This window comes from Brevundimonas vesicularis (genome assembly GCF_014204545.1).
In the GTDB taxonomy this organism is placed as follows: Bacteria; Pseudomonadota; Alphaproteobacteria; order Caulobacterales; family Caulobacteraceae; genus Brevundimonas; species Brevundimonas vesicularis_B.
In genome coordinates, this window is sequence record NZ_JACHLJ010000004.1 from 1 (window position 1) to 14476 (window position 14476).

Below are 14476 nucleotides of genomic sequence, written 5' to 3' on the forward strand. Positions count from 1 at the left end.
CAATCAGAGCCTTGGCGATCTCCTAACCAACCGAGTCGCGCACTGCCACCATGACCGACGAAAGCGACCACACGGCCGTCCCCTCGGCTCCACCAGGCCAGCCCGGCGGGCGTAAGTTTCTTGAAAAACACCGTGTTCGGGCTTGTGTCACGCTGGCGTGGGTGACACGAGCGCGGCGTTCTGGCTGACACTAAGCGTGGCCGGCCACGTAGACGATACGGTCGGCGATCACATCCACCCCGGTCGCAGGTAGGAAGTTAATCTCTTCGCGTCGCGCCTGCTCCGCCAGCAGATCGTGCACTTCGTCCAGAACCTCCCTCTGCTTCTCGGACACGAGCGGGTCCCGCATACCTGGGCTGTACACGATGATTTCATGCGGCCGCTGACCAAGAAGAGAGGTTTGCTCCTCGTCTCGGCGTACTATCAAGTCGAAAATCTTCCGCTTGATGCCATCAACCGTACCGAGCCTCGCGGTCGGCCCGAGCGTTGCGAAGTTTGCGACGAGGTTCGGTGACGCGTAGTCGATCCCCACGCCGGCCAAACCTATCCGAGATCGGCGTTGGCGGCGCAGACGGATGTCTTCGCTGAAGAACCCTGCTTGGCTAGGGTCCCGAGCGATGACGTCGTCAGCCACAAGGAGCGGTAGCCGGTCGCCTCCGGCTACAGATGCCCCTTCTTCGGCGGCGGTATCCACGTGCGCCACACCATCGCGGACGTCCGGGATGTGAACGTAGAGGGAGGACAGGGCAGACATCCAAGTCTGGGCTATTGCCTGAAGGCTCGCACCCTCACCCGTTCGCGCGTCGCCGAGCGATACCCCACTGAAAACTAAAGACCGTTCCTTGATGGCTTCAGCGCCGTGGGCTGCTAAGGCCGAGTTCAGTTCTGCCAACGCGACCTCCGCCGCAAAGACCGCAGTATCGGCAGACTTCCCGAAGAGGCATTGCAGCCGGTTTAGAGCGTTAGCCTTCTCGACATGGAACCCGTCAGTGTTCGCGGCGGCGACGCCAATGACCAACCGCTCGGGTGAGTCCATGATGGGCGCGAGGAGAACGGGTGCCCAGCGACATTCAACGGTGCCGGAGATCGCCGGAAAACTGCGAGCGGTTAGTCCTCCAGTCATGCGAGCATCCCCAGCGCCTCTGCGGCCATTCCGGCGGTATACGGCTGCCTTCCCTGTAAGAAGGTAACCACCGCGTTGAAATCGCCCTCATCAAGAAGTTCAGCCATGTAGTTGGCAACTGCCAAGTCTGCGAAGTTCACCAGGGCCGACCCCCCGAGCCGGAGGGCCTCATGAGCAGCGAGCTGCTTTTGACGGTCGCCTAAAGCAGGTGTCAGCCACTCTTGCAGGCGACTTCGCACCCGCACATCAGCCGGGACCAAATCTCGATCCGCCCATTGTGGCCCGATGAAGCAGTGTCCGTGGTCGATCATCCAAACCTCGCGGTCGCCGCTAAAGAGGAGATTGCCGGCATGTCGGTCAATATTCGCAACCAAGGCGTCAAACCCGTAAAGCTGCCCTGCTTCTGACCACGCAGCGAGTCGGCGAAGGACCGCAGGGTGGCCGTGAGCCTCGCACAGCATAGCGACCTGTGGCTGGCCAACGTCCACGCTGGCGAAGACTAGTCTCCCGCTATCGAGAAGAGGCCCTTTGGTCGCTGGGAAGCGATCACTTGCAGCGTAAGCTAGGTAGGCTGGTGGGATCGGAAGGCCGATGGCGAGCCCCAAGGCAGCCGCCAGAACCTCATTGGCAAGTTCCCTTTGCGCAAGGTCCTTTATAATCGCGGTGCGGTCGCCGTCTTCGGTTCGCACCACACCTCGGAACGTGTCGTTGATGTTGCCCGCACGAAATGGAACTGCGCCAGCCAACACCTGGGCGAGGCGGACTTGGCGGGGGCTCGATGCGGAGTCGGTCAAAGGCGTCCCCAAAGTTGAGCCAGAGCAATATGCCAGCGGCGCTAGGGTGTCCATCGACGGTATGGCAACGTCAGGTAGCGTCGGCGGTCAAGGCTCACGGTTCCGGACATGCCCGGCGACGCGGTCATCTCAGGGCGACATAGCCCCGTTCAATGACTCGGCGCAGAGCCTCGTAGGCTTCGGCCAGTTCGTCATAGGCGGTGCGGGCGGCGGTCAGGCGGGCGACCTGGTCCGGCGTGACGGCCGAGCCGGAGTGGGCCAGGCGCAGCGATTCCGCCACCCATTTGGCGCGGGCCGTGGCGGTCATGACCGCCAGCTTTTGTAGCGAGCCGGCGTCCACGCCGGTCAGGGCGTGCCCGATCACCTCCTTGTTGGCGACATAGGCGGCGTAGTCGATCTGCTCCAGCTGCCCGCGCAGGCGGCGCTGTTCGTGGGGATCGGTGTCCTGCGGCTCGAAATGGTCGCTGTGGCGGCGGGTGCTGGACGTCATCTTGGTCGACATGGGCGAGCCCTCCCCGGCCTGTCCTGGCGGTCTCGGCGGCCGCTCGACAAAGAAGGTGCGCCGTCTCGGTTAACGCCGCGTTGCGCCGGGAACCCACGCATCCGATATCGGAGGCTGCACAGGATCGGAGATGGCCATGGACCTGAAACTGAACGGCAAGCGCGCCCTGATCTGCGGCGGCTCGTCCGGCCTGGGTCGCGCCGTGGCGACGGCCCTGGTCGCCGAGGGGGCCCACGTCGCCCTGCTGTCGCGCGATGAAGGCAAGCTTCAGGCCGTGGCGGACATGCTGAACGCATCCGGGCCGGGCAAGGCGGTCGTGGCAGCGGCGGACCTGGCGGATCATGAGGCGCTGCTGAAGGCGGTGGATCGGGCCGAGGATCTGTTGGGCGGGCCTATCGAAATCCTGTTGAACAACACCGGGGGGCCGCCGCCGTCTGGCGTGTCGGGGCTGGAGCCGTGGGTGTGGCGCGATCATTTCGAATCGATGGTGCTTTCGATCTTCCGCCTGACAGACCGGGTGCTGCCGGCCATGCGGGCCGCCGGCTGGGGGCGCATCCTGAACGTCGCCTCGATCACGGTGGTCGAGCCCTCGGCGGCGCTTGGGGTGTCCAACACCCTGCGGGCCTCGGTCGCGGCGTGGGCCAAGACGCTGGCCAATGAGGTCGGACCGGACGGGGTGACGGTCAACACCTTGTTGCCGGGTCGGATCGACACGCCGCGCATCGAACGGCTGGACCAGGCGACCGCCGAGCGCACCGGAACGACGCCGCAAGAGGCGCGGGCCGAGTCCGTCAAATCCATCCCCGTCGGCCGCATCGGCACGACCGAGGAGTTCGGCGCCACCGCCGCCTTCCTGGCCAGCCCCCTGGCGGCCTACGTGACCGGCTCGCTGATCCGGCTGGACGGCGGGGCGATCAAGGCGATCTGATCTGGGAGGACGAGTTTGAACGGGCGCAATGCGTCTCATCGCAGCCGCGCCTGTTCGCCAAGCGTTCGGTGTTGTCCGGCCAATCGGGGGTTGTCGGCGTATCGTCGGAGCCTATTCAGGAGGATGCGATGCTGACCTTGCTTATGCTGGCCTTGTCCGACCCTGCGGCGGCGTCTTCCAGCGCGATCACCAGTCGTGATCTTGTCGTTGTTTCCGCCCCAAGGGAGAACGCGCAGCGTTGCGGCGATCCGCTGATGCAGGCTCGGCAAGACGGCGCCGGCGCCATGACGCTGGATCGCTCGCTCGATGACGGACAGGTCCGGCGCTATCTGCTGCTGGACCGGCGCGACCAGAACAACTGTCCCCTGCCGATCAGCTATGCCGTGCCCGATCAACGGGCGCTGGGTCGAAACTTGATGCCGCCCCAGCCCGACGTCGGCGTGCCGCCGGCTCCGCCCGCGCCGCGTCGCTAGGCGCGGGGATGGGCGGCCGCATAGGCGTTCAAAAGTCTATCGGCATCGACGCCGGTGTATTTCTGGGTCGTCGACAGGCTGGCGTGACCCAGCAGTTCCTGGATCGATCGCAGGTCGGCGCCGGCGCCCAGCAGGTGGGTCGCGAAACTGTGGCGTAGGGCGTGAGGCGTGGTGCGTTCGGGCAGGCCTAGCCGCCCGCGCAGCTTCTGGACCGAAGCCTGGACATGACGGGGGCTTAAAGGGCCGCCGCGGCGCGCGCGAAACAGAGCGTCGGCAGGCTGGAGCGGGAAGGGCAGCAGGGCCAGATAGGCGTCCACCGCATCGCGCACGGCGGGCAGGATCGGGGCGATCCGCGTCTTGGACCCCTTTCCCACGATGCGCAGCGTCTCCCCCAGCGGCGCATCGGCGCGGGTCAGGGACATGGCCTCGGAGATCCGCAGCCCGCAGCCGTAGAGCAGGGTCAGGACGGCGCGGTCCCGCGCGGCCTCCCACGGTTCGGCGTCGGGATCGGCGTCCGGCTCGGCCAGCAGGCCGCGCGCCTGATCTTCGGTCACCGGCCGGGGCAGGGACGGCTTGACCTTGGGACCGCGCACCAGGGCCAGCTGCGGGGCGGGCGTGTCCAACCGCCGGTCGAGGAAAGCGTGAAAACCGCGAATGGCCGACAGGCTCTGGCTCAGCGACCGGGCCGCCAATGGGTGATCTCCGGATCGTCGCTCGGCCATGTGGGCGCGGACCTCGGCGGCGGTGATCGTCCCCATGTCCTTCAGCGACAGCGCCTCGCCGCGATGGCGTTCAAGGAAGGCGACATAGAGCCGCCCGATGTGCCCATAGGCCTCCAGCGTGCGCGGCGACAGCCGACGCTCGTGCGCCAAGTGATCGAGCCAGGCGCGCAGGGCGTCGGACGCGGTCAGTTCAATACCGGCCATCGCTCGGCCATCCGCTCCGTCACCCGCGCCAGGAAGGCGGCCAGTTCGCAGCCCATGTTGGGTGTGAAGCCTTCCGGCTCGGGCGAGCCGAAGGCGCAGATGCAGGGGCGGGGCGGTCCGCCGGGCGTCAGGTGCGGGGCCATACGGACCAGGGCGATGGACTTTACCTGATCCTCGGCCGCGCCAAAGAAGTTCAGTCCCTGGATCATCGGGCCCAGCCAGGTCAGGCCGTGCTCGCCCAGAAGGTTGTCGACGTCGCCCTCTTCCAGGGCGCGCCAGCCGAAGGGCACGCCGCCCGGTTTTTCCAGAGCGATGGCGGCGCCGGCCAACCCAAACCGCCCCTGCGCCGCCGCATCCAGTCGTCGGGCCAGGTCGGAATGGTTCTTGGCCTCCATCAGGTCCAGGGTCGCGACATGCGTCTGGGTCTGGGCGGCGAAGTTGGCGCGGGCGACCAGTTCGATCTCTCGCCGGGCGCCGGTCTCGCGCTCGACCACGGCCTCCAGTCGCGTCAGGGCGGCGGCGCCGAACTCGACCACGTTGCGGCCGTGCGGCCGCAGACCGATCTCTTCCAGCAGGGACCGGTCGTCCAGCAGGGTCTGAGGATGGGTCTGCAGCCAGCCGCGCACGTCGGGCCAATGCAAGCCGTCGCCGATATGGGGCGTTGCGTCCGATTCCGACGTTTCGAAAAGGTCCAATGAGCCGCTCAAACAGACCTCTCCGGGAACCGCAATGCTACAGAATAGACTGACCCGTCTTGGCCCAGTCCGACACGAAGGCATCAAGACCCTTGTCGGTTAACGGGTGGTTCACCAAGGCCTTGAATGTGTCGGCGCCGAAGGTGGCGGCGTCCGATCCGGCGACGGCGGCGGCGGCGACATGGCCGACATTGCGCAGGGACGCGGCCAGAACCTGGGTCTCGAAACCGTGCACGTCATACAGGACGCGGATTTCTTCCAGAAGGCCGATGCCGTCGGCGCCGTTGTCTTCCAGACGTCCGACGAACGGCGAGACGAAGGTGGCGCCGGCCTTGGCGGCCAGCAGCGCCTGGGCGGCCGAGAAGCACAGGGTGACGTTGGTCTTGATCCCCTTGTCGGTGAAGACGCGGCAGGCGCGCAGGCCGTCCCAGGTCAGGGGCAGTTTGACCACCACGTTCGGGGCGATGGCGGCCAGCTTGTCGCCTTCCTTGACCATGGTCTCGAAATCGAGCGAGACGGCCTCGGCGGAAATCGGCCCCTCGACCAGGGCGCAGATTTCGGCGATGACCTCGGCGATGTTCCGACCCGACTTGGCGATCAGCGACGGATTGGTGGTGACGCCATCCACCATTCCGGTGGGGACCATGTCCTTGATGACGGCGACGTCGGCGGTATCGAGAAAGAGTTTCATGGGCGGCTTCATAGCCGAGGGCGCAGTTCGGTGAAAGTCGCCTCGGTCCTCATTCCCCTGCCGGTGCCGGAGGCCTTCGACTACGAGGTTCCCGAGGCGCTGAGCCTGGCACACGGAGATTTGGCGCGGGGTGATCAGGTCGCCGTGCCGCTAGGGCCGCGCCTGATCCGGGGCGTGGTGTCCGAGGTGTTCGAAACCACAGGCTCAAACCGGCGGCTCAAGGCGGTGGACAGTCGACTGGACGATCCGCCCCTGCCGGCGGGCGTGATGGATTTCGTCGAATGGGCCGGGCGCTGGACTCTGTCGGCGCCGGGCGAGATGGCGGCGACGGCGTTAAAGGGCTTGCGCGCGCCCCGGCCCCGGCCGGAACGCCGGGTGCGTCGGGTGGGCGAGCGGTCGCCGTCGCGCGCCACCCCGGCGCGGACGGACGTGCTGGACGCCCTGGGCGATCGCGCCATGCCGCCGGCCGACCTGGCGCGGGCGGCGGGCGTGTCATCGGGCGTGGTTAAGGGCCTGATCGACGAGGGCGTGCTGGAGATCATCGAGATCACTGCCGAGGCGGCGTTCGACCGGCCCGATCCCGACCACGCCCCCGCCTCGCTGAACGGCGACCAGGCGGCGTCGGCGACGGCGATGGCGGAGGGCGTGGCGGGCGGCGGCTTCCGCCCCTTTCTCCTGGATGGGGTGACGGGGTCGGGCAAGACCGAGGCCTATCTTGAGGCGATCGCGCGGGTGCTGCGGGCCGATCCGGCGGCGCAGATCCTCATCCTGCTGCCCGAGATCGCCCTGACCCAGGCCCTGATCGAGCGGATCACGGCCCGGTTCGGCGCCGCCCCGGCCGAATGGCATTCCGGCGTCGCCCCGCCGCGCCGCCGCCAAGTGTGGGAGGCGGTCGTCGCCGGGCGCTGCAACATCGTGGTCGGGGCGCGCTCGGCCCTGTTCCTGCCCTTTACGAACCTGCGCCTGATCGTGGTGGACGAGGAGCACGATGGCTCGTTCAAACAAGAGGAAGGCCTGGTCTATCACGGCCGCGACCTGGCCGTGGCGCGGGCGCGGATCGAGGGAGCTGCGGTGGTCCTGGCCTCGGCGACGCCGTCGCTGGAGACGCTGTGGAACGCGCAGAGCGGACGCTACGACTGGCTGAAGTTGGGCGCGCGGCACGGAACGGCGGTCCTGCCGGACATCGCCCTACTGGACCTCCGTCAGAACACGCCCGATCCGCAGACCTGGCTGTCGCAGCCGCTGAGGCTGGCCATCGGCGAAACCCTGCTGCGGGGTGAGCAGACCCTGCTGTTCCTTAACCGGCGCGGCTATGCCCCCGTGGTCCTGTGTCGCGTCTGTGGTCATCGGCTGACGGCGCCGGACACCGACAGCTGGCTGGTCGAGCATCGCTACACCGGGCGGCTGGTCTGTCACCTGACCGGCTTCTCCATGGCGCGGCCAAAACTGTGTCCCTCGTGCGGGGCCGAGGATTCGCTGGTCTCGGTCGGGCCGGGGGTCGAGCGGGTCGAGGAAGAGGTGCGCCAACTGTTCCCCGAGGCGCGCACGGCGGTGTTCAGCACCGATACCACGCCGGACGCCCGATCGGCGCGCGCCCTGATCCAGCGGATGACGAACGGAGAGATCGACATTCTGGTGGCGACGCAGGCCGCGGCCAAGGGCCACAACTTCCCGCGCTTGACGCTCGTGGGCGTGGTGGATGCGGATCTGGGCTTGAGGGGCGGCGACCTGCGCGCGGCCGAACGGACCTATCAGCTTTTGGCCCAGGCGACGGGCCGGGCGGGGCGAGCCGACCGGCCGGGGCGGGCGCTGCTTCAGACCTGGACGCCCGAGCATCCGGTGCTGATGGCGCTGGCGGCCGGCGATCGCGACGCCTTCGTCGAGGCGGAAATGGCCGAGCGCGAGGCGGCGTCCCTGCCGCCCTATGGCCGGCTGGCGGCGATCATCCTGTCCAGCGAGAATGCGGCGGCTGTGGAGAAGACGGCGAACGACCTGGCCCAGGCCATTCCCAACGCCGAACGGCTGGAGGTCTATGGCCCGGCCGATGCACCGCTCGCTCTGGTGCGGGGACGCCGGCGAAAACGGCTGCTGGTGCGGGCCGACCGGGACGTGAACCTCCAGGCCTTCCTGCGCGCCTGGCTTCAGCGGGTGAAGGTGCCGGGCTCGGTCCGCCTGACGGTGGACGTGGACCCCTATTCCTTCCTTTAGAGGCGGAAGTCAGACCGCCATGACGGTGCCGAGCAGCAGGCGGGCGCCGGCGCGGCCCAAGGTGGCGTTGGTTGCCGCCTGAAGCTGGGCCGACAGCTGGTCGATGTCGGGCACGACGCCGGGACGCAGGCCGTTGGCGAAGCGTTGAGCGGCGGTGTTGTAGGCGGCGCGCAGGCGCGGCGCGGACTGCTGGGCGCGGGTGCGAAGGGTCGCATCGGGCACATCGACGCCGGTTTCGATGGTCAGCACGCCCCGACGACCGTTCGCCTGAAGGATCGAGGCAGTGATGACTGGCAGGCGGACATAGGTGTCGGCTGACGGCGCCGCGCCGCCGCTCGAAGCGCGGGCGGAGGTCGAGGCGGCGGCCGTCGCGACGACGGCGAGACCAAGAAGAGCGCGGCGTTCCATGATGAGGTCTCTACCGGCCAGGATTTAAGAAACTGCTGAGCCGGGATCGCATAAGGATATCTTTATGTGTTTGTTGATCCTCGGCGCGCGCCGGGCTATGAGGGCCCAAACTCATTGCGGCCAGGAGCCCAAGCCATGACCGACTACATCGTTCGCGACATCACCCTGGCCGATTGGGGCAACAAGGAAATCGAGATCGCGGAAACCGAAATGCCGGGCCTGATGTCCCTGCGTGACGAGTTCGGCGCCAGCCAGCCGCTGAAGGGCGCCCGCATCGCCGGCAGCCTGCACATGACCATCCAGACGGCGGTCCTGATCCAGACGCTGGAAGCCCTGGGCGCCGAAGTGCGCTGGGCCTCGTGCAACATCTTCTCGACCCAGGACCACGCCGCCGCCGCCATCGCCGCCAACGGCACCCCGGTCTTCGCCACCAAGGGCGAGACCCTGGAAGAGTACTGGGACTACGCCCACAAGATCTTCGAATGGGCTGACGGCGGCTATCCGAACCTGATCCTGGACGACGGCGGCGACGCGACCCTGCTGTGCGTGCTGGGTCCGAAGGCCGAGAAGGACGTTTCGGTTCTGGCTAACCCCCAGAACGAAGAAGAGGAAGCTCTCTTCAAGGTCATGAAGCGCTATCTGGCTGAGAAGCCCGGCTTCTATTCGGCCATCCGCGACGCCATCGGCGGCGTGTCGGAAGAGACGACCACGGGCGTGCACCGCCTATATCAGATGGCCGAAAAGGGCGAGCTGCCCTTCCCCGCCATCAACGTCAACGACAGCGTCACCAAGTCCAAGTTCGACAACCTGTACGGCTGCCGAGAATCTCTGGTCGACGCCATCCGTCGCGGCACCGACGTCATGCTGTCGGGCAAGGTCGCGGTGGTCTGCGGCTACGGCGACGTGGGCAAGGGCTCGGCCGCCTCGCTGCGCCAGGGCGGCGCCCGCGTGATCGTGACCGAGATCGACCCGATCTGCGCCCTGCAGGCCGCGATGGAAGGCTATGAGGTCCAGACGCTGGACGACACCGCCGGCCGCGCCGACATCTATGTGACCACGACCGGCAACAAGGACGTCATCACCGTCGATCACATGCGGCAGATGAAGAACAACGCCATCGTCTGCAACATCGGCCACTTCGATAGCGAGATTCAGGTCGCCGGCCTGAAGAACTTCAAGTGGGACGAGATCAAGCCGCAGGTCCACCACGTCGAGTTCCCGGACGGCAAGAAGATCATCCTGCTGTCGGAAGGCCGCCTGGTGAACCTGGGCAACGCCACGGGCCACCCCAGCTTCGTGATGTCGGCGTCCTTCACCAACCAGACGCTGGCCCAGATCGAACTGTGGACCAACGCCGACAAGTACGAGAACAAGGTCTACACCCTGCCCAAGCACCTGGACGAGAAGGTCGCCATGCTGCACCTGGCCAAGCTGGGCGCCAAGCTGACCGTCCTGACCAAGGATCAGGCCGACTACATCAACGTGCCGGTCGAAGGCCCGTTCAAGGCGGATCACTACCGTTACTAAGCTCTCCCCGAGGCTGGAACCGCGAGGTTCCAAGTGACGAGGGCGTCTTCGGGCGCCCTCGTCGACGTCCTTGTCGTCGGAGCCGGCGCGGCGGGGATGATGGCCGCCATCGAGGCCGGGCGACGGGGGCGGCGGGTCAGGGTCGTGGACCATGCCGACCGGCCGGGCGAGAAGATCCGCATCTCGGGCGGCGGGCGCTGCAACTTCACCAATCTGGGTTGCGGACCGGCGAACTTCCTGGGCGAGAACCCCCGGTTCGCGACCTCGGCCCTGCGCCGCTACACCCATCACGACTTCGTCAAGCGGATCGATAGGGCCGGGATCGCCTGGCATGAGAAGACGCTGGGTCAGCTGTTCTGCGACGACAGCGCCAAGCAGATCGTCCGTATGCTGACCGACGATATGGCGGCGGCGGGCGTGACCCTGAGCCTGAAGACCGGGGTGGAGCGGATCACGCGATCCGGCGACGGCTTTGCGGCGATCCTGTCGGATGGATCGCAGATCACGGCGGCGTCGCTGGTCGTGGCGACGGGCGGCAAGTCGATCCCCAAGATGGGGGCGACCGGCTGGGCCTATGAGGTCGCGCGCCAGTTCGACATTCGCGTCACCGAGACGCGGCCGGCCCTGGTGCCGCTGACGTTCGAGGCGGGCCTGCTGGAGACGCTGACGCCGCTGGCGGGGGTGGCGGTCGACGCCTCGGTCGCCTCGGCGCCGGAAGGGGCCAAGGCGCGCAAGGCCAGCTTCAACGAAGCGATGCTGTTCACCCACCGTGGCCTGTCGGGTCCGGCCATTCTGCAGATCAGCTCCTACTGGCGCGAGGGCGAGGCGGTGGTGGCCTCGATGGCGCCCGGCCGCGACGTGTTCGAAGAACTGAAGGCGGCCAAGGCGTCGAACGGCAAACAGGCGGTGCACACCGCGCTGGGCCATATCGTGCCGCGCCGTCTGGCCGAGAGCCTGTGCCAGCGCGAAGGGGCGTCGGGCAATCTGGCGGACCTGTCGGACAAGGTGCTGCGGCGGCTGGATCAGGCAGTCAACGCCTGGGCGGTCAAGCCCGTAGGGTCCGAAGGTTACAGGACCGCCGAGGTGACGCTGGGCGGGGTGGATACGGCCGCGCTGGACCAGCAGACGATGCAGGCCAAGGCGGTTCCGGGCCTGTATTTCATCGGCGAGGCGGTGGACGTGACCGGCTGGCTGGGCGGCTATAATTTCCAGTGGGCCTGGTCGTCGGGCTGGGCCGCCGGGCAGATCTGCTAGAATTTTTTTGAGTGCAATCTGTGCACCTTGGTCGGCGGGTCCGCTGACAAAAAGCACCGTCTAATTCGTCTAATCTGTCTAATTCGACGACCGCTATAGCGGCGCGCTAGGATGTCAAAGACCGAGGTTTCCAGTTTAACTGGGTTTGGCGCCATGACAGGTGAGTGGTCGCTGGTCGGTCGTAAGCCGTGGTAAAATCTCGCAATCGTCGTCGCTGATAGGATGGCGGGGATGGCCGAAGCCCCCTGCGGCCCCGCGACGCATGGCGGCGGGCTGCGACGGCGCCTAGCTTGAAGAGGCGGAACGGGCCCCTCTGGCGTTCTCGCGGTCCGGCGTCCCCCTTCCTTGCGCCGGGTCGTGCGACGCGATGTCGGACCGCAAGGGCGTGTCGATGCGGCGAAGCTTTCCCCTCCTGGCCTGTCGCATCGACCGCCCATTCCTTTTTGATCGGAGCCCGACATGCCTCTTCTGATGTGCCCCAACGACAACGCCGCCATGCAGACGCTGGAGCGCAATGGCGTCCAGTTCGACATGTGCCCCGAGTGTCGGGGCGTGTGGCTGGATCGCGGCGAGCTGGAAAAGCTGATGGCTGCCGCCGTCGAGGAGGGTCGCGCCGCTGCGCCTGTCGCGCCCGCGCCGCAGGCCTATGCGCCGCCGCCTCAGTCCTATGCCCAACCCCAGTCCCAACCGTGGGGCGGCGGGGCGTCACAGCCGTATCGCGGCGACGATCGAGGCTACCGGGGCGACAAATACCGCGACGACCGGCATCGCGACGACGACTATCGCTACAAGAAAAAGAAGCGTGACAGCATTTTCGACATCTTCGACTGAGGTCGGTTAGGTCCAAGCGACTTTCGGTCTGCTGCCGTCATTCCGAGGCTGAGCATAGCGAAGAACCCGGAAGCCAGGGCCGCATGCGCGCTGCTGGCGCTATTCGACGCCTATGCGACTCTCCTGGGTTCCGGGTTCGTCCTTCGGACGCCCCGGAATGACGAATGGAGAGGCCTGTCTTCTCGAAGGTCGATGAACCTTACGCCGCCAGGCCCGCCTGCTGCATGAGGCCTCGCAACGCCGCGACGTTTTGCGGGGCGGCGGTCAGGGCGGTGCGGACGTCGGGCGAGCGCAGCAGCCTTATGGCCTCGGCGCGAGCGCGGTCGGCGACGGGGCCCAGGGGGCCGGCTTCCCCGGTGGCCAGTTTCAGCAGGGCCGTCAGCTTCTGAGGCGCAGCCGCCTGGGCGCGGACGATCTGGGCCACCAGCTTTGCGTCGGCCTCCAGACTGGCGCCGACCGCGCCGATGACGTCCATGATCTGGGTTTGGTCGTGATCGGCCAAATGCGCGGCCTGGACCGAGCGTTGAAGCCGGGCCAGCGTGGCCAGCTTGTGCGAAGCGCTGGGGCCGCCCGGGACGGACTGGCGGATCTCGGTTTCAAAACGCAGCGAGCCAATACAGGCGCTGAGCCAGCGCGCGGCGGCGCGTTTGTTGGCCCCGCCGGTCACGTTCTCGCACAGGCGGGTCAGCTGCTCGGCCTCGGCCAGGACCGTCGGGCAGGGGTTGACGTAGGCGCCGACGAAATCGGCCGTGACCAGGCTCTTGGAGCGTTCGACAAAGGCGGTCTGAACCTCTTCCAGCGTCAGCAGTCGTCCGGCGGAGGCCGTCAGGGCCATGGCCAGCAGACGCAGGATGTCGATCTCTCCGACCGGATCATGGGGCCGAAGGCGGCGCTGGCTGGTCAGTTCGCGGGTGACGAGACGGGCCAGGGACGCGGCCAGAAGCGGAAACTCGCCCGAGGCCAGATGCAGGCCCAGGCGCGCGGCCGGCCCTTCGACCTGGGGCATCATCAGGGCGAGACGCGGGTCCATCCGCAACAGGGCGTCCATCTCGTCCGGCGCGACCATGCGGACGATGGCCGCCAGATTAGCGCCCTGGTCCAGTGACGGGCCCAAAATCTCGGTCAGGTTGGTGCGCACGGCCAGCATTTCAGCCACGATCTGCTCGACCACCACCACGACCAGGGCGCGCGGCGGGCCGTCGGCGGGCGCGGCGTCCATCAAATCCATCAGCACGGTCAGGCGATCACGGGCGCCGCGCCGATCCTTCAGCGCGCCGGCGACCACCCCGCCCATCCGCAGCGCCCGATCCGGCGCGCCGGTCAGCCGATGCGCCAGATCGGCGATGGAGCGGTCGTCCAGCGCGGGGAACAGGCCGTCGCGTCCGGCCTTGCGCAGCCGGGCCATCGCCTGTTCGGTCAGCTTTTGATAGTGGCGCACGACGCTGTGCACCTCCTGGCCCGTGGCCTGGCTTTCGGGGACCGCGACCTTCTGGATGGCGTGCTGCAGCTCGACCCCGGCCGCCTCCAGCCGTTCGGCGACATCGGGGCGATGCAGCAGTTCGAAGGCGGTCACCCCCTCTCGTTTCAGCCAGTCCTCCAGCACCCGGCCGATTAGCGCGCGGGCATGGGGCGAATAGAGTTCGGCCGGACTGCTGCAGGCCGGCGGGACCGCCTTGTCGGCGACCTTCTTCTTTCGCTCCTCCGGCGCGCCCAGGGTCAGGATGGTCAGGGAGCTGAACTCCATCGTCTCGGGGTCCAGCGTCTCCTTGGTCACGCGCGAGGCGATGGCGAAACGGTCCCGAAGCTGTTCCTCGGCGGTCTCGATGGCGTGTTTGCGGTCTTCGGTCGCGATCAGCAGCGTCCACGACGACGGGGCGCTCTTGCGCACATAGACTTCGTAATGGATCGGACCCGCCATGGGCCGATCCTGCACCCCAAGCCTTTAAGGCGAGGTTTTCGAAGCCGAATGTTTCTGAGCGCGCCGAAGCGACGGCGTGTGCGCGTTGAAACGAGGCGGCGCCGTGACCATCTGGCTGTCACCGAACCGCTTTCGGGTTGCAGGCGATTTTCATTCGGCCCGAAACGCTCTAGCCCTAATGTGACCGAGATCGAACGG

General features: G+C 67.2%; 14 protein-coding genes. 6 read left to right on the top strand and 8 right to left on the bottom strand.

Annotation, left to right across the window (positions count from 1 at the left end; all coding sequences use genetic code 11):
- Positions 1-190 precede the first annotated feature (190 nt).
- From HNP47_RS14070 to HNP47_RS14080, 3 genes are all read right to left on the bottom strand, one after another.
- Complete coding sequence (locus HNP47_RS14070; RefSeq protein ID WP_184280034.1) at positions 191-1036, bottom strand: hypothetical protein; 846 nt, start codon at positions 1034-1036, stop codon at positions 191-193.
- Between the two features lie 83 nt (positions 1037-1119).
- On the bottom strand, positions 1120-1917 hold the full coding sequence (locus HNP47_RS14075) for a HipA family kinase (protein ID WP_184280035.1): 798 nt from the start codon (positions 1915-1917) through the stop codon (positions 1120-1122).
- Between the two features lie 124 nt (positions 1918-2041).
- Positions 2042-2419 (bottom strand): hypothetical protein, encoded by a 378-nt coding sequence (locus HNP47_RS14080; RefSeq protein WP_055754368.1) that lies wholly within the window; start codon positions 2417-2419, stop codon positions 2042-2044.
- A 136-nt stretch (positions 2420-2555) separates the two neighbouring features.
- On the opposite strand from HNP47_RS14080, the gene HNP47_RS14085 reads away from it, so the two are divergent.
- A complete protein-coding gene (locus tag HNP47_RS14085; protein ID WP_184280036.1) occupies positions 2556-3347 on the top strand; it encodes an SDR family oxidoreductase in 792 nt (263 codons plus the stop codon).
- 128 nt (positions 3348-3475) lie between these two features.
- Positions 3476-3820, top strand: a complete 345-nt coding sequence (locus HNP47_RS14090) for a hypothetical protein (RefSeq protein WP_184280037.1) — start codon at positions 3476-3478, stop codon at positions 3818-3820.
- Here HNP47_RS14090 and HNP47_RS14095 read toward each other — a convergent pair.
- The 3 genes from HNP47_RS14095 to fsa are packed head-to-tail and all read right to left on the bottom strand — an operon-like array spanning position 3817 to position 6132.
- Positions 3817-4746, bottom strand: a complete 930-nt coding sequence (locus HNP47_RS14095; RefSeq protein ID WP_184280038.1) for a tyrosine recombinase XerC — start codon at positions 4744-4746, stop codon at positions 3817-3819. The two genes, HNP47_RS14090 and HNP47_RS14095, sit on opposite strands and share 4 nt — an antisense overlap.
- On the bottom strand, positions 4728-5441 hold the full coding sequence (locus HNP47_RS14100) for a DUF484 family protein (RefSeq protein WP_184280039.1): 714 nt from the start codon (positions 5439-5441) through the stop codon (positions 4728-4730). The genes HNP47_RS14095 and HNP47_RS14100 overlap by 19 nt, the downstream gene beginning before the upstream one ends.
- 37 nt (positions 5442-5478) lie before the next feature.
- Complete coding sequence (gene fsa, locus HNP47_RS14105) at positions 5479-6132, bottom strand: fructose-6-phosphate aldolase (protein ID WP_184280040.1); 654 nt, start codon at positions 6130-6132, stop codon at positions 5479-5481.
- A gap of 30 nt (positions 6133-6162) precedes the next feature.
- Here fsa and HNP47_RS14110 point away from each other — a divergent pair, with 30 nt between their 5' ends.
- Complete coding sequence (locus HNP47_RS14110; protein WP_184280041.1) at positions 6163-8340, top strand: primosomal protein N'; 2178 nt, start codon at positions 6163-6165, stop codon at positions 8338-8340.
- Positions 8341-8349: 9 nt separating this feature from the next.
- Here the strand turns inward: HNP47_RS14110 and HNP47_RS14115 are convergent, their stop codons facing one another.
- Entirely contained in the window at positions 8350-8748 is a 399-nt protein-coding gene (locus tag HNP47_RS14115; RefSeq protein ID WP_184280042.1) for a Tat pathway signal protein, read from the bottom strand.
- Between the two features lie 135 nt (positions 8749-8883).
- Here HNP47_RS14115 and ahcY point away from each other — a divergent pair, with 135 nt between their 5' ends.
- The 3 genes from ahcY to HNP47_RS14130 all read left to right on the top strand — a co-directional run bounded on the left by ahcY (position 8884) and on the right by HNP47_RS14130 (position 12360).
- Entirely contained in the window at positions 8884-10275 is a 1392-nt protein-coding gene (gene ahcY, locus HNP47_RS14120) for an adenosylhomocysteinase (protein WP_184280043.1), read from the top strand.
- 33 nt (positions 10276-10308) lie between these two features.
- Positions 10309-11529, top strand: a complete 1221-nt coding sequence (locus HNP47_RS14125) for an NAD(P)/FAD-dependent oxidoreductase (RefSeq protein ID WP_184280044.1) — start codon at positions 10309-10311, stop codon at positions 11527-11529.
- Positions 11530-11988: 459 nt separating this feature from the next.
- On the top strand, positions 11989-12360 hold the full coding sequence (locus tag HNP47_RS14130) for a zf-TFIIB domain-containing protein (protein WP_184280045.1): 372 nt from the start codon (positions 11989-11991) through the stop codon (positions 12358-12360).
- Between the two features lie 199 nt (positions 12361-12559).
- On the opposite strand, the gene HNP47_RS14135 is transcribed toward HNP47_RS14130, so the two are convergent.
- The gene (locus HNP47_RS14135) at positions 12560-14278 is read right to left on the bottom strand and encodes a hypothetical protein (RefSeq protein ID WP_184280046.1); all 1719 of its coding nucleotides are present in this window, start codon (positions 14276-14278) and stop codon (positions 12560-12562) included.
- Between the last annotated feature and the right edge of the window lie 198 nt (positions 14279-14476).

Excerpts from the sequence above, each read along its gene's own strand:
- HNP47_RS14085 (WP_184280036.1), top strand. The coding sequence starts at position 2,556 with ATGGACCTGAAACTGAACGGCAAGCGCGCCCTGATCTGCGGCGGCTCG.
- HNP47_RS14115 (WP_184280042.1), bottom strand. The coding sequence starts at position 8,748 with ATGGAACGCCGCGCTCTTCTTGGTCTCGCCGTCGTCGCGACGGCCGCC.
- HNP47_RS14070 (WP_184280034.1), bottom strand. The coding sequence starts at position 1,036 with ATGGACTCACCCGAGCGGTTGGTCATTGGCGTCGCCGCCGCGAACACT.
- HNP47_RS14090 (WP_184280037.1), top strand. The coding sequence starts at position 3,476 with ATGCTGACCTTGCTTATGCTGGCCTTGTCCGACCCTGCGGCGGCGTCT.
- HNP47_RS14095 (WP_184280038.1), bottom strand. The coding sequence starts at position 4,746 with ATGGCCGGTATTGAACTGACCGCGTCCGACGCCCTGCGCGCCTGGCTC.
- HNP47_RS14130 (WP_184280045.1), top strand. The coding sequence starts at position 11,989 with ATGCCTCTTCTGATGTGCCCCAACGACAACGCCGCCATGCAGACGCTG.
- ahcY (WP_184280043.1), top strand. The coding sequence starts at position 8,884 with ATGACCGACTACATCGTTCGCGACATCACCCTGGCCGATTGGGGCAAC.
- HNP47_RS14080 (WP_055754368.1), bottom strand. The coding sequence starts at position 2,419 with ATGTCGACCAAGATGACGTCCAGCACCCGCCGCCACAGCGACCATTTC.
- fsa (WP_184280040.1), bottom strand. The coding sequence starts at position 6,132 with ATGAAACTCTTTCTCGATACCGCCGACGTCGCCGTCATCAAGGACATG.
- HNP47_RS14135 (WP_184280046.1), bottom strand. The coding sequence starts at position 14,278 with ATGGCGGGTCCGATCCATTACGAAGTCTATGTGCGCAAGAGCGCCCCG.